Raw genomic sequence first — 19,772 nt, forward strand, 5'->3', positions numbered from 1 at the left:
CTCGCCCGAGACGTTCTCCTCCTCCCCGCCCCAGCCGGTGCATGGGCTGCGGTAGCCCCGAACTGCAGCCACTCGATTTGGCCACCTGGGCTTTTATCGCCGTTCACCTGGCCAGTGGCTGCATTTTCGGCCTAACTCCGAGCGGCATTTAGCTTCCAGTGGCATGCGGCTCCAAGCTGCATTCAACTTCCAGCGACTTCGAGGTCGAGCCACGTGCCCACGAAGCGCACCGAGTTGCGGAGCGGGTGCGTTGCGCCCGGCACCGCGATGCCCCGGCCACCGGGCGACTCCGGCGGCTGTGAACCGGAAGGCGCCGCCATGTTCTAGTTGGTCCGCTTCTCCAGGATCTTCGCGTCCTGCATGGCCTTCGCCAGCGTGCGGTACTCGTCGTCGTTGGCAGAGCCCTCGAGCAGCACACGGGAATCACCGAAGTCGGCCACCCAGGTGCGGCGGGTGTTGGCGTCTGCGCCGACCTTCTTGACCCACGTCACGCCATCGACGTCGACCGTGCCGTCGCTGAGCCGGGCCTTGCCGTCCGCGGGCAGCGCATCGGCCGGGGCGCTGGTCTGCAGCGCGTGGACGTAGTCGCCGTTGGCCGTGACGAACCCGAGGATGGTCGTCGTGTGGCCGCCCGCGTTTCCGGCGCGCACCGAGTTCGGCTTCCAGCCCTCGGGAGTCGCCGGCTCGCGCACCGGGTAATCGGCGCGCTGGGTCTCCATCTGCAGGAAGGCCGCGGAATCGACCTCCCGGACCAGCCCATTTTCCGGCTCACCCGGATTAAAACTGCACAGGCCGGTGAAACCGATGGTGAGGAGCATCGCGAACCCCATGACCAAAAGCGTCATGGTCATGTCGCGGCCATCTTGCAGGATCCTGGGCTTCTCGGATTTCACGCGATCGAGTATGCCACCAGGGGCCGCCACCCCCGAACACGAGTGCCCCACCCACCGTGTTCCCCGAAAAAATGGAACACTTGGGGGGAGACCGTGCGGGGCGCGTCCCGCACGGCCGCCGGACCCCGGAACCGGGGTGCGGCGATCCCCCACGCGACGATCCTCAGACGCTTCATCATCACAGACGGAGGCCCCCCGAACATGAACGCTGCCAACCCCGAAATCCCCGACCGGAACCTCGCCATGGAGCTGGTCCGCGTCACCGAGGCAGCGGCACTCGCCGCCGGCCAGTGGGTGGGACGCGGTCAGAAGGAAAAGGGCGACGGCGCCGCCGTCGACGCGATGCGGAAGCTCATCAACACGGTGGCCATGAACGGCGTCGTCGTGATCGGCGAGGGCGAGAAGGACGAAGCCCCGATGCTGTTCAACGGCGAGAAGGTCGGCAACGGCCAGGGCCCGGACATCGACATCGCCGTCGACCCGATCGACGGCACCACGCTGATGGCCGAGGGCCGCCCGAACTCCATCGCCGTGCTGGCCGCCGCCGAGCGCGGCACCATGTACGACCCGTCGGCGGTGTTCTACATGGACAAGCTCGCCGTGGGCCCCGAAGCCGCGGGCAAGATCGACATCGAGGCGCCCGTCGACCACAACATCGGCGTCGTCGCCAAGGCCAAGGGCCTGCGCAAGGAAGACGTCACCGTCGTCGTGCTGGACCGCCCGCGCCACGAGGAGATGATCCGCCAGATCCGCGAGTCCGGCGCGAAGATCCGCCTGATCGGCGACGGCGACGTCGCCGGTGCCGTCGCCGCCGCCCAGAACTCCAACTCCGTCGACATCATGATGGGCATCGGCGGCACGCCCGAGGGCGTCATCACCGCCTGCGCCATGAAGTGCATGGGCGGCGAGATCCAGGGCAAGCTGCACCCGCGCGACGAGGCCGAGATCAAGAAGGCCCTCGACGCCGGCCTGGTGCTGGACACCGTCCTGACCACAGACGACCTGGTGCGCTCGGACAACTGCTACTTCGTCGCCACCGGCGTCACCAACGGCGACATGCTGCGCGGCGTCGCCTACCGCGGCAAGGGCGCCTGGACCCGCTCGCTGGTCATGCGCTCGAAGTCCGGCACCATCCGCAACATCGAGGCCTTCCACTCGATGGAGAAGCTGCGCGAGTTCTCCTCCGTGGACTACGGCAAGGACGGCTTCCCGGACATGGATCTCTAGGACCCGCTCAACGCCGTTCGGCGGCCCGGGAAGGCCCGGGCCGCCGCCGGAAAACTTCGGGGTCGGCTGTGGTGGCCCGGCCACGAGGATCACGCGCACCCGCCGGGGGTGGCGGTCGCCACGGACCCCCGGCGGGTGCGCCATACTTGTCGGTGGAATCCATCCACCTTTCACACCTCAGATGGACCCGAGACGAAAGAGGAATACATGACCGAGCAGCAGTACCGCATCGAGCACGACACCATGGGCGAGGTCAAGGTGCCCGTCGACGCCCTGTGGCGCGCCCAGACCCAGCGTGCCGTCGAGAACTTCCCGATCTCCGGCCGCGGCCTCGAGTCCGCCCAGATCCGCGCGATGGGCCTGCTGAAGGCCGCGTGCGCGATCGTGAACAAGGACCGCGGTCTCCTGCCGGCCGAGCAGGCCGACGCCATCGTCGCCGCCGCGAAGGAGATCGCGGACGGCAAGCACGACGCCGAGTTCCCCATCGACGTGTTCCAGACCGGCTCGGGCACGTCCTCCAACATGAACACCAACGAGGTCATCGCGTCCATCGCGAAGGCCAACGGCGTCGAGGTCCACCCGAACGACCACGTCAACATGGGCCAGTCGTCGAACGACACGTTCCCGACCGCCACCCACGTCGCCGCCACCGAGGCCGCCGTCAACGACCTGATCCCGGGCCTGAAGGTCCTGCAGGAGTCGCTGGCCAAGAAGGCCGCCGAGTGGAAGACCGTGGTCAAGTCCGGCCGCACCCACCTGATGGACGCCGTCCCGGTGACCCTGGGCCAGGAGTTCGGCGGCTACGCCCGCCAGATCGAGCTGGGCATCGAGCGCATCGAGGCCACCGTCGGCCGCCTGGGCGAGCTGCCCATCGGCGGCACCGCCGTCGGCACCGGCCTGAACACCCCGGCCGACTTCGGCGCGAAGGTCACCGACGAGCTGAAGAAGCTGACGGGCGTCGAGCAGCTGTCCGAGGCCGCCAACCACTTCGAGGCACAGGCCAACCGCGACGCGCTGGTCGAGTTCTCGGGCGCCATGCGCGGCGTCGCCGTGTCGCTGTACAAGATCGCCAACGACATCCGCCTGATGGGCTCCGGCCCGCTGACCGGCCTGGGCGAGATCCGCCTGCCGGACCTGCAGCCGGGTTCGTCCATCATGCCGGGCAAGGTCAACCCGGTCCTGTGCGAGACCGCCACGCAGGTTTCCGCGCAGGTCATCGGCAACGACGCCGCCGTCGCCTTCGCCGGCACCCAGGGCCAGTTCGAGCTGAACGTGTTCATCCCGGTCATGGCCCGCAACGTGCTGGAGTCCTCGCGCCTGCTGGCCAACACCGCCCGCGTGTTCGCCGAGAAGCTGGTCGACGGCATCGAGCCGAACGAGGAGCACATGCGCACCCTGGCCGAGTCCTCGCCGTCCATCGTGACGCCGCTGAACTCCGCCATCGGCTACGAGAACGCCGCCAAGGTGGCCAAGACCGCCCTCAAGGAGGGCAAGACCATCCGCCAGACCGTCATCGACATGGGCTTCGTCGACGGCGAGAAGCTGACGGAGGAGGAGCTGGACAAGCGCCTCGACGTGCTGGCCATGGCCAACACCGATCGCGACTAGTCTCCGGTCCCCGTTTCACCTGCGGCGCCCCGTCCCCGGTCATCCCGGGGGCGGGGCGCCGCGCCCATAGTGCCCCGAAAGATCCCCGCCACGCCCCCGCGAGAGAGGACGCCCCATGGCCTGGCCGATGCCCGCACCATCCACCGACCGCTTCACCCACCTGCTGTTCCATCCGCGCGAGCGGGTCGCCGAGTGGTTCGCGCGGCCCGGCGCGGTGCGGCGCCTGACGCCCGGACTGTTGCCGCTGATGCCGGTGCGGGAAGCGGACAATCTCGCGGACGGGACGACGGTGTTCTCCATGCCGGCGGGCGCGAAGTGGGTGGCGCGGCACGACCGCGGGGAGTACGTTCCGGGCCACCGCTTCGCCGATTACGTGGCCAACCAGCCGTTCCGCCGCACTTTGGCATGGCGCCACATCCACCGGTTCGAGGATGTCCGCGGCCCCGGCGAAGACCATCCCGCCTGGTGGACGAACGTCATCGACGAGGTCACCTCCCGCCTGCCCCGGCGCTCCATCGCGGGCGTCTTCGCCTACCGGGCGGCGATCCTCGAGGGCGACATGTCGGCCGCCGCCCGGTTGGCGGACCATCCCCGAAAGACCATCGCGGTCACCGGCGCCACGGGCACGGTGGGTTCCATGCTCTGCGCGCTGCTGTCGACGTCGGGCCATGACGTCGTCAAGCTCACCCGCTCGCCCTCCGCCGAGCCGGGCACCCGCACGTGGAGCCCCGGGGCGCCCGCGCCGGGACTGCTCGACGGGATCGACGTGCTCATTCACCTGGCCGGCGCGCCGATCGCCGGCCGGTTCACCGACCGGCACCTGGCCAAGGTCCGCGATTCGCGCGTGGGCCCCAGCCGCGCGCTCGCCGAGCTCGCGGCCGGCTCCGGGGTGGAGGCCATCGTGTCGGCGTCGGCGGTCGGCTACTACGGGGCGGATCGGGGCTCGGAGCTTCTCGACGAGGACGCGTCTTCCGGGGACGGCCCCCTCGCCGACATCGTCCGGGACTGGGAGGCGGCGTGGGATCCGGCTCGGGAGGCGGGCATCCGCGTCGCGTGCATCCGCACCGGCATCGTCCAGGCCGGGGGCGGCGGCGTGCTGCCCCTCCTGGCGCGCCTGACCGCCACGGGACTGGGCGGCAGGCTCGGCGACGGCGACCAGTGGTTCCCGTGGATCGCCCTCGACGACCTGCTGGACATCTACCACCGGGCGGCGCTGGAGCCCGCGTGGTCGGGGCCGGTCAACGCCGTGTCGCCCGGCGGCGTGGACAACGCCGAGTTCACGGAGACGCTGGCGGCGGTGCTGCGCCGCCCGGCGGTCATCCCGGTGCCCAAGGCCGCGCCGTCGATCCTGCTCGGCGGCCGGGGCGCGGAGGAGCTCGCATTCGCCAACCAGCGCGTGGTCCCCCGCGCGCTGGAGGACGCCGGCCACGTGTTCCGATTCCCGGACCTCGGGTCGGCGCTGCGGCACGAACTGCTGCGCAACGGCTGACGGAGACGGGGAACCGTGCCACAGTGGGGGCATGAGCACGAGCCGGATTTCATCGCGTCTCCCCGTAAAGCACATCACGTCCAAAGCCGTCGCGGCCGTGGTCATCTTGGCCGGCCTGCTGCTCGTCGGCGGGCTGACGGCGCTGACGGCGAACCTCGAGCCCGGAGCCTCCGCACCGGCCACGCTGCCGAAGGACTCCGAGTCGGCGAAGGTCCGCGACCTCGAATCCGAGTTCCCCGGCGGCGACCAGCTCACCGCCATCGCCGTGTTCTCGCGGGAGGACGGCAAACCGCTGGGACCGCCCGACATCGGCGCCGCCCAAGCCTCCGCGAAGGCGATGGCCGGCATCGAACTGCCCGAATCCGCGCTCGAGCAGCTCGGCGACTGGGAAGGCGACAAGGCCGTCCGGCAGCTCTCCCCCGCCGTCCCGCTGGCCCCCGAGGCCGCGCAGACCGTGTTCACGTTGCCGGGGGACCTCAACGGAACGGGCCTGGCCGACGCCATCAAGGAGATGCGCGAGGCCGGCAGGGAAAGCCTGCCGGACGGCCTGAAGCTCCAGGTCACCGGCCCCGCCGGATTCGCCGCCGACACCGCCTCGGCCTTCGACGGCGCGAACTTCGCGCTGCTGGGCATCTCCGCGCTCGTGGTCGCCGTGCTGCTGATCCTGACCTACCGCTCCCCGATCCTGTGGCTGGTGCCGCTGCTGACGGTGGTCGTCGCCGACCGCGCCGCCTCGCTGCTGGTCGAGCTCATCGCGGCGAAGACGCCGCTGGAGTTCGACGGCTCGACCTCCGGCATCATGTCCGTGCTCGTCTTCGGCGCCGGCACCAACTACGCGCTGCTGCTGATCAGCCGCTACCGCGAGGAACTGCGGCGTTACGACGACCACCGGGAGGCCCTGTCCGTGGCCACCCGGGCATCGACGTCGGCGATCGTGTCGTCGAACTTCACCGTCGTCTTCGCCCTGCTGTCGCTGGCGCTGGCCGTCGTGCCCGCCTACCGCTACCTGGGCATCTCCCTGTCCATCGGCCTGCTGCTCGTGCTGGCCTTCGCCCTGTTCGTCCTGCCCGCCGCGCTGTCGCTGTGCGGCCGCGGCCTGTTCTGGCCGAAGATCCCGCGGGTGGAGGATGAATCGCGGACCGCCAAGTCCTCCGGCTGGTACCGCGTCGCCGACGTCGTGTCCAAGCGCCCCGCCGCCTACCTGGCCGGCATGCTAGTGCTGCTCATCGGGCTGGGCACCGGCCTGTTCGGCACGAACATCGGGCTGTCCACCACCGCGCAGTTCCGCACCGAGTCCGAGGCCGTCGACGGCCTGGCCACCATCTCCGAGTACACCTCCGCGGGCGCCGCCGCACCGCTGTCGGTGATGGCGCCGACGGAATCCGCCGACCGCGTGGCCGAGGCCATCGGCACCGTCGAGGGCGCGGAGATCCAGGGACCGCCGACCGAATCCACCGACGGAGCGCTCACCCGCTTCACCGTGGTCACCGATTCCGAGCCCGCCGGCGACGAGTCCTTCCGCGACATCAGGGCGCTGAGGGAAGCCACTCACGGCGCCGACGCGAACGCGCTGGTCGGCGGCCAGTCCGCCGAGACGCTGGACACCCGGGAAGGCACGGCGCGCGACACCCTGCTGATCATCCCGATCATCCTGGTGGTCATCCTGGTCCTGCTCATGCTCGTCATCCGAGCCGTGGTCGCGCCGATTTTCCTGCTCATGGCCACCACGCTGTCCGCCGGGGCCGCCCTCGGCGCCGGGGCACTGGCCTCCGAGCACATCTTCGGGTTCCCGGCCCTCGACGTCTCCGTGCCGCTGTACTCGCTGATCTTCCTCATCGCGCTCGGCATCGACTACACGGTGTTCCTGGTGCTGCGCGCCAAGGAAGAAGCCGCCGGGCACGGCACCGCCGAAGGCATGTCCCGCGCGGTCGGGTTGACCGGCGGCGTGATCACCGCGGCCGGCATCGTGCTCGCGGCCGTCTTCGCCGTCCTCGGCGTGCTGCCGCTGATCACGCTCGGCCAGATCGGCATCGTCGTCGGCCTCGGCATCCTGCTGGACACCTTCCTGGTGCGCACCCTCGTCGTCCCCGCCCTGTTCAACGTGCTCGGCGACCGCATGTGGTGGCCGTCGAAGCCGCCGAACGAGCGCGCCGACGCCGAAAAGCGGGCCACGGTTTCGTCGTAAAGTTCGTCGCAAAGCACCCGCTCACGCCGCCCGGCAGGGCCCGCGCCCGGCCGGGACGGTGGCGAAGCCGCACCGAACGGGCGCATGCTGGTTGACATGTACCCGGACGTCTACTCCGCCGCCCCGAACCACAACGACGCCATGCCCCACCGCCGTGCGGGATCCTCCGGACTGAAGCTGCCGGAAGTCTCGCTGGGCCTGTGGCACAACTTCGGCGACGACCGCCCCTTCGACGGCATGCGCGCCATCGTGCGCCGGGCCTTCGACAGGGGCGTCACCCACTTCGACCTCGCCAACAACTACGGCCCGCCGCCCGGCTCCGCCGAAGAGAACTTCGGCCGCCTGGTGGCCAAGGACCTGGCGCCCTACCGCGACGAAATCACCGTCACCAGCAAGGCCGGCTGGTGGATGCAGGAGGGCCCGCACGGATTCGGCGGGTCGCGCAAGTACCTGGTGGCCAGCTGCGACGCCTCGCTGGCGCGCATGGGACTGGACTACGTCGACGTGTTCTACCACCACCGCCCCGACCCGGACACCCCGCTCGAGGAGACCATGGCGGCCCTGGACTTCATCGTCCGGTCGGGCCGCGCGCTCTACGCCGGCATTTCCAGCTACTCGCCGGCGACGACCCGCCGCGCGCAGGCCATCGCCCGCGAGCTGGGCACTCCGCTGGTGCTGCACCAGCCGAGCTACTCCATGTTCAACCGCTGGATCGAGCGGCCCGGCAGCGCCGCCGGAGCCGAAGACGGGGCGGGCGCCACCGACTCCCCCAGCCTCCTGGAGGTCGCCGCGGACGAGGGCATCGGCGTCGTCGCGTTCTCCGCGCTGGCGCAGGGCCTGCTCACCGACCGCTACCTCGACGGCATCCCGGAGCACTCGCGCCTCGGCGACGGGAAGATGGACTCCGGTTTCCTCACCGAGGACACCCTCGCCGCCATCCGCGCCCTGAACGGGATCGCCGCCGAACGCGGCCAGAGCCTCGCGCAGATGGCCATCTCCTGGGTGCTGCGCCGCCCCGAGGTGACCTCGGCGCTCATCGGCGCCAGCTCCGTCGAACAGCTCGACGCGAACCTCGACGCCGCCGGCGCCGCCGCGTTCACCGACGATGAGCTGCGGAAAATCGACGAATGGGCGGTCGACCGCGGCATCAACCAGTGGGCGGGCGCGACGGATTCGGTGCGCGGCTAGAAATCCTGCATTGCGCGCAAAGTTGCACGGGGTGTACGTTTGCACCTCGTGGAACCAAACGTGAACCCAGACTGCGGCCTGCGCGAACTCAAGCGCCGGCGCACCCGGCGCGGAATCGAGGACGCGGCGATCACCCTCATCGCCGACCGCGGTTTCGACGACGTCACCATCGAGGACATCTGCGCCGCCGCCGAAATCAGCCGCCGCACCTTCTTCAACTACTTTTCGACGAAGGACGACGCGATCTTCGGCCGCGGCATGCTGTCTTTCGGCGACGCCGAAGCCGAGGCGTTCTCCGAGGCCGCGTCACGCCCGGGCGCGAGCCCGCATTCGGCGCTGCTCGACATCATCGAAGCCGGGGTCGCCAGCCCGTCGCAGGAAGACGATGACCTGCCCGCGGCGGAACGCTCCGCGCGGCACCGCCGCCTGCGCGCGCTGCGCCGGGAGATCATCAACGCCACCCCGAGCCTGCTGACCATCTCCATGACCAGCCAGGCCGCGGCCCTGCGCCGCATGCGCGCCGTCGTCGCCGACCACCTGTCCGCCCACGACGACGCCCGCGTCATGCCCGAGCTGACCGTCGACGAGGAAGCCGGGCTGATCACCGGCCTCGTCCGCGAGGCCCTGTGGTTCGCCGTCTTCCACGACCGCGTCGACGTCGACGGCACCCCGATCCACGACGCAGCAGACCTCATCACCCGATTCTCGAAGGAGTTGAACAAGTGACCGCGACGCCCGAATCCGCGAACACCGCCACCACCATGGGCGGCGACGCCGGGACCACCACCGCCGCCCCGGGCACCACCGCCACCGCCGCCTCCGCCGCGGTCTCCGAACACACCAGGACCGTCGAAGACAACCGCGGCAACCTGGGGCTCATCCTCACTTCCCTGATCCTGGCCATGCTCATGAGCTCGCTGGGCCAGATGATCTTCTCCTCCGCCCTGCCGACCATCGTCGGCGAACTCGGCGGCGTGGAGCACATGTCGTGGGTGATCACCGCCTTCCTGCTCATGCAGACGATCGCGCTGCCCATCGCCGGCAAGCTCGGCGACATGATCGGCCGCAAGGGCCTGTTCCTCTTCGGCATCGCCGCGTTCATCGCCGGCTCGATCATCGGCGCGCTGGCGCAGGACATGACGCTGCTCATCGTCGCCCGCGGCGCCCAGGGCCTGGCCGGCGGCACGCTGATGGTGACCTCGCAGGCGATCATGGCCGAGGTCGTCTCCGCCCGCGAACGCGGCAAGTACATGGGCCTGTTCGGCGCGGTCTTCGGGCTGAGCTCCGTCCTCGGCCCGGTGCTCGGCGGCTGGTTCACCGACGGCCCCGGCTGGCGCTGGGGCCTGTGGATCAACGTCCCGCTGGGCCTCATCGCCCTGGCCACCGCCTGGCGCTACCTGCACCTGACCAAGCGCCCCGCCACCGGCGACTTCGACTGGGCGGGCACCGCGCTGATGGTCGTCGCCACTTCGACGCTCATCCTCACCGCCACGTGGGGCGGCACCCAGTACGAGTGGGGGTCGCCGATGATCCTCTCGCTCATCGTGGTGTCCGCCATCGCGTGGATCGGGTTCGTCGTCGTCGAAAAGCGGGCGAAGAACCCCCTGGTGCCCATGACCCTGTTCGCCAACCGCAACTTCGTGCTCACCACCCTCGCCGGCCTGGCCATGGGCGTCGGCATGTTCGGCACGATGGCCTACCTGCCCACGTACCTGCAGATGGTCCACGGCCTGTCGCCGACGGCGGCCGGCCTGATGATGATCCCGATGATGATCGGCATGCTCGGCACCTCCATCGCCGTCGGCTGGATCATCAGCCGCACCGGCCGCTACAAGTGGTACCCCGTGGTCGGCATGGTCTTCGTCGCCGCTGCGCTGACGCTGATGTCCAACCTGACGCCCCAGACCTCCATCCAGGTCGTCGGCGCGAACCTGTTCCTCATGGGCTTCGGCCTGGGCCTGGTCATGCAGGTGCTGGTGCTGATCGTGCAGAACTCGTTCCCGGTGCGCGTCGTCGGCACCGCGACGGCGTCGAACAACTTCTTCCGCCAGATCGGCGGCGCCGTCGGCTCGTCCGTGGTCGGCGCGATCTTCATCCACCGCATGCAGGACCTGCTGGCCGAGCGCATGCCCGCCGGCGTCGACTTCTCCGCCGGCGGCGGCGCCGCGAAGCTCACCCCCAAGCTCCTGGAGAGCCTGCCCGCCCCCATCCACGACGTCGTCGTGAGCAGCTACAACGACGGCTTCACGCCGGTGCTGCTCATGCTCGTGCCGCTGATGATCATCGCGGCGGTCATCCTGTTGTTCGTCCGCGAGGACAAGCTCAAGGAGTCGGTGGAGTAACAGCCGCAGAGCGGTCAGGCGCCGACCTGGTCGGCGGCGTTGTCGAGCTTCTCCAGCACCGGCCGCACCGGGTCGCCGGATTCCTCGGCCTCCTTGATGGCTCGCTTTTCGGCGCGTTCCTCGGGCTTCTCCAGCAGGCGCTCGAGGATGATGATGTCGCGCCACTGGCCGGCCATCGGCCCGTAGGTCATCTTGGCCATGTGGTGGTAGACGCCGACCTCGCGGAAGCCGAGCTTGCGGTGCAGCTTCAGCGACCCGACGTTTTCGGGGAAGACCCAGGAGTGGATGGACCAGCAGCCCTTCTCGGTCGCCTCGGTGATGAGGTGCTCGAGCAGCGCCCCGGCGATGCCCATCCCCTGCCCGTCGGGGTGCACGTAGATCGAGTCCTCGATGACCCCGCGCAGGATGTGCCGCTTCGACACGGACGACGCCGAGGCCCAGGCCAGGATCTTGGAGGGGTCTTCGTCGGATGTCGCGACGTAGCACAGGTCCAGCCGCTTCAACGCGCTGAACCCCTCCCAATCCGGTGCCGAGTGCTCCCAGGACGCGTGCCCGGTGTCGAGGCCGATCTCGTAGATCACCTGCACCTGCGGGTAGTCGTCTTCGCGCATCAACCGGATGCTGAATCCGCGGTTTCCGTCAGCCATGCGTCCAGTCTGTCGGATTTGTCGGGCCGCGTCGAATGAACCGGCGAAAACCCAGTTCAGCGCCGTCGGCGGGGTTTACGCGGCACACCTTTTCCCCGGCCGCCGGGGGCGCCGGGCTTCCCGCCCCGCTTGCCGCCCGACTTTCCGGTCCGGTTCGCGCCCCCGGCTTCGGCTTGACGACGCGCCTGTTTGGCCAGCGTCTTCTCTCTGGCGGTGAGCTTCTTCTTCGGGGCGGCGTCGTCGGCGAGCGCCGAGCGGCGGGAGCCTTCGCGGCGGCCGCGCACGATCCCGGCGAGTTCCTGGGTCAGTTCGTCGTCGGCGGCTTTCGGCCAGGTCAGCCAGAGTGTCGTCGGTTCGGCGCCGGGGGCCGGGGCGATTTCGCGGTGGGTCGTGCCGCGGGCGTTGAGCGCGCGCAGCAGCGGCCGCGGCGCCAGCAGCACTCCCGCCCCGGTGGCCACGACCTGCAGCATGTCGCGGACCGCGCCCGGTTCCGCGCCGACGGAGGCGTCGAGAAGCACGGTCTCGCCCTCCAGGTCCCCGCGATCGACGACGTCGCCGTCCCCCACCAGCGAAAGCACGTGTTCCCGCTCGACGGCGATGCCCGGTGCTTCGTCGTAAAGCCGGATGCGGTGGAGCGAATCGTCCTCCCGGGGATCCCTCGCCAGCGCCATGTCCGCCCGGCCCGCGTGCACCTCGAGCACCGGGTCGTCGGCGGAAAATGCCGTCAGCGCCAGCCCCGTGCGCTCGCGGTAACGGCGGAACCACTTCTCCGGCATCGCGCCCGGCACGAACGCCACGCGAAGCACCCGGCCACGGGCCCGATCCGGGGACTCCGCGACAGGGCCCGATTCATCGCTCGCGCCGGGGCCCGAATCGGCGCCCGCGCCGGGGTCCGAATCGGCGCCCGCGACGGGGCCCGATTCAGCGCCCGCGCCGGGGTTCGCGGCCGCGTTGCCGGCGGCGCCGGCGTGGTCGGAAGGGTCGGTCGACATGAACGCCATGCTACGTCCCGGTGCTACCGTGGGGCCCATGAAACCCCTGACCGCGGCCAAGAAACTGGGCGTCTACCTGCCCGCGACCCCCGAAGAATTCCAGCAGTCGGACTTGAGCCACGAGGAGTTCGTGGAGCTGCAGAAGAACCCGCCGGAGTGGCTCGCCGAGTTGCGCCGCACGGGCCCGCACCCGCGGCCCGAGGTGGCCCGGCGACTGGGCATCACCATCACGGCCCTGAAGGCCAACGACATGGACAAGCCGCTGACCACCGAGGACATCAAGGCGCTCCTGGCCGATCAGCCGGACTGGCTGCGCGCGGCGCGGACGTCGCTGGCGGAGCAGCGCGCCGAAGCCGCCGAGCGGGAGGACGGGGGCGCGCGATGACCGGCACCGTGACCCTCGCCCACGACGTCCACGGCCCGGACGCCGCCGGAACGCCCACCGCGGTCCTGCTCGGATCGCTGGGCGCCTCGCGGGGCATGTGGGACGCCCAGGTGGAGGCGCTGTCGGGGTCGGCCCGCATCGTCGCCGCCGACCTGCGCGGCCACGGCCAGTCCCCCGCCCCGACCGGCGAGTACGCGATGGAGGACCTCGCCGCGGACGTGCTGGCGCTGATGGATTCGCTGGGCATCGACCGCGCCCACCTGGTCGGGCTGTCGCTGGGCGGCGCGGTGGCGCAGACCATCGCCCTGGACCACCCCGAGCGCCTGGAGACCCTGACGCTGATCTCCACCGCCCCGAAGTTCGGCGAGACGCAGACGTGGCTGGACAAGGCCGAGAAGGTGCGCGAGCAGGGCACCGGCGTGCTGGCCGACACCGTGGTGGGCAACTGGTTCACCGACGAGTGCTTCGCGTCGAACCCGGCGCTGCCCCGGCGTTTCGCCGACGGCATCCGCACCACCTCCGACGACGGGTACGCCGGTTGCTGCCATGCCATCGCCGGCTTCGACGCCCGCGCGCGTCTGGCGGACATCACCGTGCCCACGTGGGTCATCGCGGGCGAGGAGGACACCTCCACTCCCCTTCCGGTGGTGGCGTCGCTTCACGACGGCATCCCCGGCTCCCGCTTCACCAAGATTTCGCCGGCGAAGCACCTGGTCAACGTCGAGCGCCCGGCCGACGTCAACCGCGTGCTCGCCGAGCAGTGGGGACTGACGGCCTGACTGTCGTGCCCCGGCAGGTCGGGAACGGCTGGTCGTCACTTACGTTGACCGGCCGCCCGTCAAGTCGCGCCCCGGCAGGTTGCGCACGGCATTCGCGGGTGCGGAGGCGCTCGGCCATCACAGTCCGCCGGTACGCGACAGCTGACCCACCCCGAATCCCGCCGAATCACGCCCGGGCACCGTCCCTTCCTCGGCTAACCCACCCCGAAAGGCCCCGGGCACCGTCCCCTCCTCCGCAAACCCACCCCGAATGGACCCGGGCACCGTCCCCTCCTCTGCAAACCCACCCCGAATGCGCTAACCCACCTGTTCCAGCGGGTGGGTTAGCGCATTCGGGGTGGGTTGACGCGCGCGTGTGTGCTGCGTCCGCCGGCATGGCCGGTTGCGGTCGACAGCGTTCGCAAACTACCGGGGCACAACAACCGAACCGGCCGGGGCACAACAACCGACCCATCCCCACGCACGCAAAAAGCGAGGCGGCCATCCTGTTCCAAGGGATGGCCGCCTCGCTTTTCGTGTGCAATTGGAGGTTGCGTGTGACTGACTGTCGTGACTGTCGTGGCAGTTGACCACTGAGCGTCACGATAATCAGCGACCAGCGATGACGCGATTAAAAGAACGAATTGCTTGCGTTAATCACCCCCGCGCGACGGCGACGGGCCCCGATGTCGACGCAATGTCGACGCAGGTGAATCCCACTTTTTTAGGTTGCCCTAAGTTGCGGCGCGCGCGAGGGAACGGGGGTAGCGCCGACCCGTCGAAAAGCGCCCCAACCTGCATGTTCCACCGAGAAAGATGCAGCCCGCCCCGCCGTCACACCCGCCCCGCGAACGTGACCGACCCCTCAGGTTTGGCAAAAACGGGGGCAATGCCACGGCGCCGGGTGGCCTCGGTCACATATTTATGCATAATGGTTGAGACAGACATACCGGCGAGCGCGACGCCGCCCGGGATGGGAACATGGCCCCGGCCCCACGACGGCGCCACCACCCCGCACCGGACGGACCGCACGCGCCTCGCACGGCATCCCAGCCACTCTCAATCGAGCACGAGGAGACGCCCCCATGAAGGACTTCCTGCCCCGCACCCACTTCGCCGAAGAGCACGAGATGTTCCGCGACATGGTCCGCGGCTTCGTCGAGAAGGAGATCACCCCCAACGTCGAGCGCTGGCACGAGTCGGGCATGCCGGACCGCGAAATCTTCAAGAAGGCCGGCGAGCTCGGCCTGATCGGCATGTCGACGCCGGAAGAGTACGGCGGCGGCGGCGAGATGGACTTCCGCTACAACCAGGTCCTCAACGAGGAGCTCACCGCCTCCGACTGCGGCTCCATCGTGGTGTCCTTCGGCACCCTCAACGACCTGGTCGCCCCGTACCTGGCCAAGTTCGCGTCCGAGGAGCTCAAGCAGAAGTACCTCGCGCCGATGAACGCCGGCGACCTGATCGGCTGCCTGGCCATGACCGAGCCGGGCGCCGGCTCCGACCTCGCGGGCATGCGCACCTTCGCCAAGAAGGACGGCGACCACTGGGTCCTCAACGGCGCCAAGACGTTCATCTCCAACGGCATGCTGTCCGACTTCGCGCTGGTCGCGGCCATCACCGACCCGTCGAAGGGCCGCGCGGGCGTGTCCATGTTCGTCGTGGACACCGGCCTGGAGGGCTACTCCAAGACCGGCCCGCTGAAGAAGGTCGGCCTGAAGGCCCAGGACACCGCCGAGCTGCACTTCGACAACGTGCGCGTGCCGGCGGAGAACCTCCTCGGCGAGGAGGGCGCCGCCTTCGGCTACCTGCGCACCAACCTGGCCCACGAGCGCCTGACCCTGGCGGTCGGTTCGGTGGCCACGTCCCGCCGCGCCTGGACCCTGGCGTACAACTACGCCCAGGAGCGCGAGACCTTCGGCAAGCCGCTGATCCAGCACCAGGTCCACGGCCACTACCTGGCGGACATCGCCACGCGCATCACGGCGCTGCAGGCGTTCGTCGACCAGTGCGTCATGGCGCACAACGCTGGCAATCTCGATGAGACCGCCGCGTCGATGGCGAAGTTCTGGACCACCGAGGAGCAGCAGGACATCGTCACCCGCTGCCTGCAGATGTTCGGCGGCTACGGCTTCATGCTCGAGTACCCGATCTCGACGCACTACCTGGACTCGAAGGTGCAGACCATCTACGGCGGCACCAACGAGATCATGAAGGAGATCATCTTCCGCCGCATCGCCAAGGGCGGCGCCGCGTAAGGTCCGCGTTCCGGCGGGCGCCTCCGCTCCTCCTGGCGGGGCGTCCGCGGCACGGTTGCCGTGCCCCGCGCATTTTCGCTTGACGACGGCCCGTTCCCCTCGTGGGAGCGGGCCGTCATCGCGTTCGGTGGGGCATCCGGTGGGACGCCTGTACCCTCTGGGGCATGCAGACTTCGCCGACGACCGACGAAACCCGGAACGACGCCCCGAACGGGAAGGCCGTGACCGCGGATCATTCCCAGGCGGCGGCCGGGACTGTCGGGGCCGCCGGGGCTGCCGGGGCTGTCGGGGCCGCCGGCGCCACCGGCCGCGGCACGGTTCTGATCGGGGGCCGCACGTTCCGCGTGCTCGTCGCCGTCGGCGCCGCGCTGGCGACGTTCCTGATCATCGGCCTGCCGACGGACATCATCCCCAACCCGGTCTTCGGCCGGGACGTGCCCGTGCGCCCGTGGGAGCTGCCCGTGCTCGCAGTGACGGCGGTGCTCACCGGCCTGTACTTCGGCCTGCAGCGCCCCGGTTCCGAGAAGTCCGCTCCGGCGATCGGCGGCGCGGGACTGGCCATGTTCGCCGTGGCGTGCCCGGTGTGCAACAAGGTCGTGCTGCTCGCCCTGGGGACATCCGGGGCGCTGGGTTTCTGGCAGCCGCTGCAGCCCTTCCTCGCCGCGATCTCCCTCGCCGCCCTGCTCGGCGCCGTCGTGTGGGCATGGCGCCGCAACCCGTGCGCCGACGGCGAGTGCGCCGTCGGCTGAGCACGGGCCACCGGGTGGCCGGATCACCGGTTCACCGGATCCCCGGCTTCACGGCTCCCCGGATCCTCGGCTCCCCTGCTGCGCGGGCTCCCGAGCGGCTCAGATGAACAGCAGCTGGGCGCCGTCGGTCAGCTCGATGAAGTCGTTGGCGCTGATGACGTTCTCGACTCCGTCGTACAGGTCGGCGATGGCCAGGTTGTTCATGTCGAAGCTCATGCGGCACGCCCACAGGTGGCCGCCGGCCGCGACGATCTGATCCAGCATTTCGGGGACCGTCGGCACTTCGAGGTCGGCGATCTGGCCCTTCATCATGCGGGTGGCGAAGCCGGTCATGCCGGGCAGCGCGCCGAGCATGTGCGGCACGGATGCCTTCGGCGCCTGCGGCATGTGCATGGCCGTGTTGCCGACCAGGGTGAACTTCAGGTCGTCCATGTGCTCCTTGGTGACTATGTCCAGCCCCCAGAAGGTGAAGAACAGGTGCAGCTCCAGTCCTTCGCTGAGGGCGGCGTTGCCCAGGATCAACCCCGGGTACGCCATGTCGAGGTTGCCCTTGCTGCAGATGATCGCGAGTTTGCGCTGTGACATGGGTGCTCCTTACACGCAGCCCTTGGGCTTCGGCAGACCGGCGATCCACGCCATTTTCTTGGCGGGCTTGCCGGGGAAGATGGTGAACAGCTGCTTGACCTCGTAGCCGCCGACGGTGGCCACGCGGCGCAGCGTGGGGGTTTGCCTGCGGGCGGCGTAGTCGTCGCGCAGGAATTCGGCGATGGCCAGGACGGTGTCGTCGGCGTCGATGCCCAGGTCCGCCGCGCGCTGCGCGGCGAGCTCGGGCGTCCAGTCCGGGTTCGGGGCGCTTTCCGACGGCACGTCGACCGCCGCAGTCGGCGTGGGAGCCGCGGGTGCCGCGTCCGTGGCCACGGCCTCGTCGCCATGCGGAGCCGCCTCGCCGGCCGTTCCCGGAGCCGCGGGAGTCGCTGCGGCCGCAACCGGAGCGGCCGCGACAGGGGCCGCGGAGGCGGGGGCGGCGCTCGCCACCGGCGCATTGCGGGGGATCGCCCGGGGGCTGATGTCCAGGCGCGGGCCGTGGGCGTCGGGGCGCGTCGCCCCTCGCCCGGCGGACTGTCCGGCGGGAATCTTGCCGCGCATGGACAGGTCCGGCGGCAGCGGCAGCGGGCGGCCCTTGAGCAGGATGTTCCAGTAGATCCACTCGAACGCCAGCTTGCCCCAGTGGTTCAGCCGCGATTCCCCGAGCAGGCGCATCGGGCCGACGCGGGGCACGGGGAACGTGCCGGTCAGCGGCTCGACCTCGTAGTTGAAGTCGAGCAGCATGCCCATGCCGTCGCCGGTTTCCACGAAGCAGTTGGCGTGGCCGTCGAACTTCGCGGTCGGTTCGCGCCCCTCGAGCTCAGCGAGGAAGTTCTCGGTGAACACGTCGATGGAGAAGTGCGCCACCGCACCCGCCTTGGACGTCGGCAGCGTGCCGGCGTCGCCGAGCACGTACACGTCCGGGGACGCGTCGGCGCGCATGGTGTGGGGGTCGCAGGGGACGTAGTTGCCCTCGTCACCGATGCCGGAGCGCGCGACGAACTCGGCGCCCATGTTCACCGGCACCGTGACCAGGAGGTCGAAGGGGATCTCCCGGCCGTCGAAGCCGACGAGCATCTTGCGGTCGCCGTCGATGCGTTCGACGGCGAAGTCCGTCTCGACTTCGATCTGCCGCTCGTCCAGCGCACCGCCGAGTTCGCGGCTGGCGACCGGCTTGGTGAACGCCCCGTCCAATGGCGTGACGTACGTCAACGCCGTGCGCTCGCGCAGGCCCTTTTCCCGCAGCCAGGAATCGGCGAGGAACGCGAATTCCATCGGGGCCACGGGGCATTTGATGGGCATCTCGGCGATGTGCACGACCATGCGGCCACCGCGGAAGTAGCGGAGGGCCTCCTTCAGGGCGATGGCGCCGTCGAGGTCATAGAAGTGGTGGACGTCATCGGAATCCATGCCCGGCGTCATGTCCGGCCGGGGCGAGGTTCCCGTGGCGATGATCAGCTTGTCGTAGCCGAGGGTCCGGCCGTCCGCCAGGGTCACCTCGTGGGCGTCCACGTCCACGCGGTCGATGTCGCCGAGGATGAAATCGATGCCCTTGGCGAATTGCCGCGAGCGTGGTTTGGCGATCCCCTTTTCGGAGGTCTTGCCGAAAGGCAGGAACAGGTACCCCGGCTGGTAGGGGTGGCGGTCGTCGGCGTCGACGACCGTGATGGATAGCTTCTCGGCGGGCACGGCCTTGCGCAGCTTGTTCGCCGCGATGGTGCCGGCGGTGCCGCCGCCGAGAATGAGCAGGCGCGTCATTGTCGGTCCTCTCCGTCGCGGGAGAGGCCACTTCTGCGGCGCCGCATGCGGGTCCCGCCCGGCGATCGGCCCGGCTTCTCCCTCTATTTGGAGATTACCCCCACCCGCATCGGAATTGGATGTGTTCCCGGCCACATCACCCCCTCTGAGCAGTGGTTTCGCCGGACAACCGGGTACGGCGGAAAACCGAGGCGGAAGGGCGCTGGGGGGTCGCCGGCGGCTTCAACGCCGGCTGACGGCCGCTACTCCTCGTCGAATTCCAGGAACTCCTTGATGAAGGCCACGAAAGTCGGCCATGTTTGCGCCGCAGACCGATCTTCGAGGAAGTCGCCGTAGCCCCCGGCCTCCACGAGAAGAACCTCATCCGTCGCGCGATCATAAAAGAGGAAGTCGTCGAGCTCCGGGTTGAAGAACTCGTAATAGTTTTCGGCGAGTCCGTCGTGTTGCCGCAGAGCGGCCGTCCGACTGCCGTCGAAATTCAGGACATCGAGGCTCACATCGCTTGTATAGCCAACTGTTCCGTACATTTCTTCGGAGAAAGTGGACCAGAATTCGACGAACTCGGCATTGCGCTCGCCGAACCCGAGATCGGCGAACGCCTCCCTGGTCCGCTCCTGCGGTTCGGGCAGCATCCTGCCAAATTCATCCTCGAGAAATTCCGCAAAACCCGAATCGAGTGCCATGACGGAGATGGTACGTGACCGAGAT

The 19,772-nt window shown here is 69.6% G+C and carries 17 protein-coding genes; 11 read left to right on the plus strand and 6 right to left on the minus strand.

The genetic code is table 11. From position 1 onward, the window contains the following. Positions 1–323: 323 nt before the first annotated feature. A complete protein-coding gene (locus CHAN_RS10000; protein WP_290289384.1) occupies positions 324–893 on the minus strand; it encodes a DUF4245 domain-containing protein in 570 nt (189 codons plus the stop codon). A 201-nt stretch (positions 894–1,094) separates the two neighbouring features. On the opposite strand from CHAN_RS10000, the gene glpX reads away from it, so the two are divergent. The 7 genes from glpX (at position 1,095) to CHAN_RS10035 (ending at position 10,932) form a co-directional block, all read left to right on the plus strand. Continuing rightward, on the plus strand, positions 1,095–2,120 hold the full coding sequence (gene glpX / locus CHAN_RS10005) for a class II fructose-bisphosphatase (protein WP_048741440.1): 1,026 nt from the start codon (positions 1,095–1,097) through the stop codon (positions 2,118–2,120). A gap of 207 nt (positions 2,121–2,327) precedes the next feature. Beyond that, the gene (locus CHAN_RS10010) at positions 2,328–3,728 is read left to right on the plus strand and encodes a class II fumarate hydratase (protein WP_290289390.1); all 1,401 of its coding nucleotides are present in this window, start codon (positions 2,328–2,330) and stop codon (positions 3,726–3,728) included. Positions 3,729–3,843: 115 nt separating this feature from the next. After that, the gene (locus tag CHAN_RS10015) at positions 3,844–5,217 is read left to right on the plus strand and encodes a TIGR01777 family oxidoreductase (protein ID WP_290289395.1); all 1,374 of its coding nucleotides are present in this window, start codon (positions 3,844–3,846) and stop codon (positions 5,215–5,217) included. 31 nt (positions 5,218–5,248) lie between these two features. After that, positions 5,249–7,402 (plus strand): MMPL family transporter, encoded by a 2,154-nt coding sequence (locus CHAN_RS10020; protein WP_290289398.1) that lies wholly within the window; start codon positions 5,249–5,251, stop codon positions 7,400–7,402. Positions 7,403–7,498: 96 nt separating this feature from the next. Then, positions 7,499–8,590, plus strand: a complete 1,092-nt coding sequence (locus tag CHAN_RS10025; RefSeq protein WP_290289399.1) for an aldo/keto reductase — start codon at positions 7,499–7,501, stop codon at positions 8,588–8,590. 60 nt (positions 8,591–8,650) lie between these two features. Further along, a complete protein-coding gene (locus CHAN_RS10030; protein ID WP_290289401.1) occupies positions 8,651–9,316 on the plus strand; it encodes a TetR family transcriptional regulator in 666 nt (221 codons plus the stop codon). A 35-nt stretch (positions 9,317–9,351) separates the two neighbouring features. Continuing rightward, a complete protein-coding gene (locus CHAN_RS10035; RefSeq protein ID WP_377748481.1) occupies positions 9,352–10,932 on the plus strand; it encodes an MDR family MFS transporter in 1,581 nt (526 codons plus the stop codon). 14 nt (positions 10,933–10,946) lie between these two features. Here the strand turns inward: CHAN_RS10035 and CHAN_RS10040 are convergent, their stop codons facing one another. Next, positions 10,947–11,579, minus strand: a complete 633-nt coding sequence (locus CHAN_RS10040; RefSeq protein ID WP_048741428.1) for a GNAT family N-acetyltransferase — start codon at positions 11,577–11,579, stop codon at positions 10,947–10,949. Between the two features lie 56 nt (positions 11,580–11,635). Further along, positions 11,636–12,571, minus strand: a complete 936-nt coding sequence (locus CHAN_RS10045) for a type 2 periplasmic-binding domain-containing protein (protein ID WP_290289403.1) — start codon at positions 12,569–12,571, stop codon at positions 11,636–11,638. Between the two features lie 37 nt (positions 12,572–12,608). On the opposite strand from CHAN_RS10045, the gene CHAN_RS10050 reads away from it, so the two are divergent. From CHAN_RS10050 to CHAN_RS10065, 4 genes are all read left to right on the plus strand, one after another. Continuing rightward, complete coding sequence (locus tag CHAN_RS10050; protein WP_153251492.1) at positions 12,609–12,956, plus strand: DUF5997 family protein; 348 nt, start codon at positions 12,609–12,611, stop codon at positions 12,954–12,956. Then, a complete protein-coding gene (gene pcaD, locus CHAN_RS10055) occupies positions 12,953–13,735 on the plus strand; it encodes a 3-oxoadipate enol-lactonase (protein ID WP_048741420.1) in 783 nt (260 codons plus the stop codon). Before CHAN_RS10050 ends, pcaD begins: the two co-directional genes overlap by 4 nt. Positions 13,736–14,799: 1,064 nt before the next feature. After that, complete coding sequence (locus tag CHAN_RS10060) at positions 14,800–15,972, plus strand: acyl-CoA dehydrogenase family protein (protein WP_048741417.1); 1,173 nt, start codon at positions 14,800–14,802, stop codon at positions 15,970–15,972. A 164-nt stretch (positions 15,973–16,136) separates the two neighbouring features. Next, positions 16,137–16,721 carry a hypothetical protein gene (locus tag CHAN_RS10065; RefSeq protein ID WP_290289410.1) on the plus strand — a complete coding sequence of 195 codons (585 nt, stop codon included), beginning with the start codon at positions 16,137–16,139 and terminating at the stop codon, positions 16,719–16,721. Positions 16,722–16,820: 99 nt separating this feature from the next. Here the strand turns inward: CHAN_RS10065 and CHAN_RS10070 are convergent, their stop codons facing one another. The 3 genes from CHAN_RS10070 to CHAN_RS10080 all read right to left on the minus strand — a co-directional run bounded on the left by CHAN_RS10070 (position 16,821) and on the right by CHAN_RS10080 (position 19,747). Next, positions 16,821–17,306 carry a DsrE/DsrF/DrsH-like family protein gene (locus tag CHAN_RS10070; protein ID WP_048741415.1) on the minus strand — a complete coding sequence of 162 codons (486 nt, stop codon included), beginning with the start codon at positions 17,304–17,306 and terminating at the stop codon, positions 16,821–16,823. Positions 17,307–17,315: 9 nt separating this feature from the next. After that, the gene (gene sqr / locus CHAN_RS10075; protein ID WP_290289412.1) at positions 17,316–19,064 is read right to left on the minus strand and encodes a type III sulfide quinone reductase, selenoprotein subtype; all 1,749 of its coding nucleotides are present in this window, start codon (positions 19,062–19,064) and stop codon (positions 17,316–17,318) included. Positions 19,065–19,306: 242 nt separating this feature from the next. Further along, positions 19,307–19,747, minus strand: coding sequence for a hypothetical protein (locus CHAN_RS10080; RefSeq protein WP_290289414.1), 441 nt, complete (start codon positions 19,745–19,747; stop codon positions 19,307–19,309). Positions 19,748–19,772 lie beyond the last annotated feature (25 nt).

This window comes from Corynebacterium hansenii (assembly GCF_030408795.1).
Taxonomy (GTDB): Bacteria; Actinomycetota; Actinomycetes; order Mycobacteriales; family Mycobacteriaceae; genus Corynebacterium; species Corynebacterium hansenii.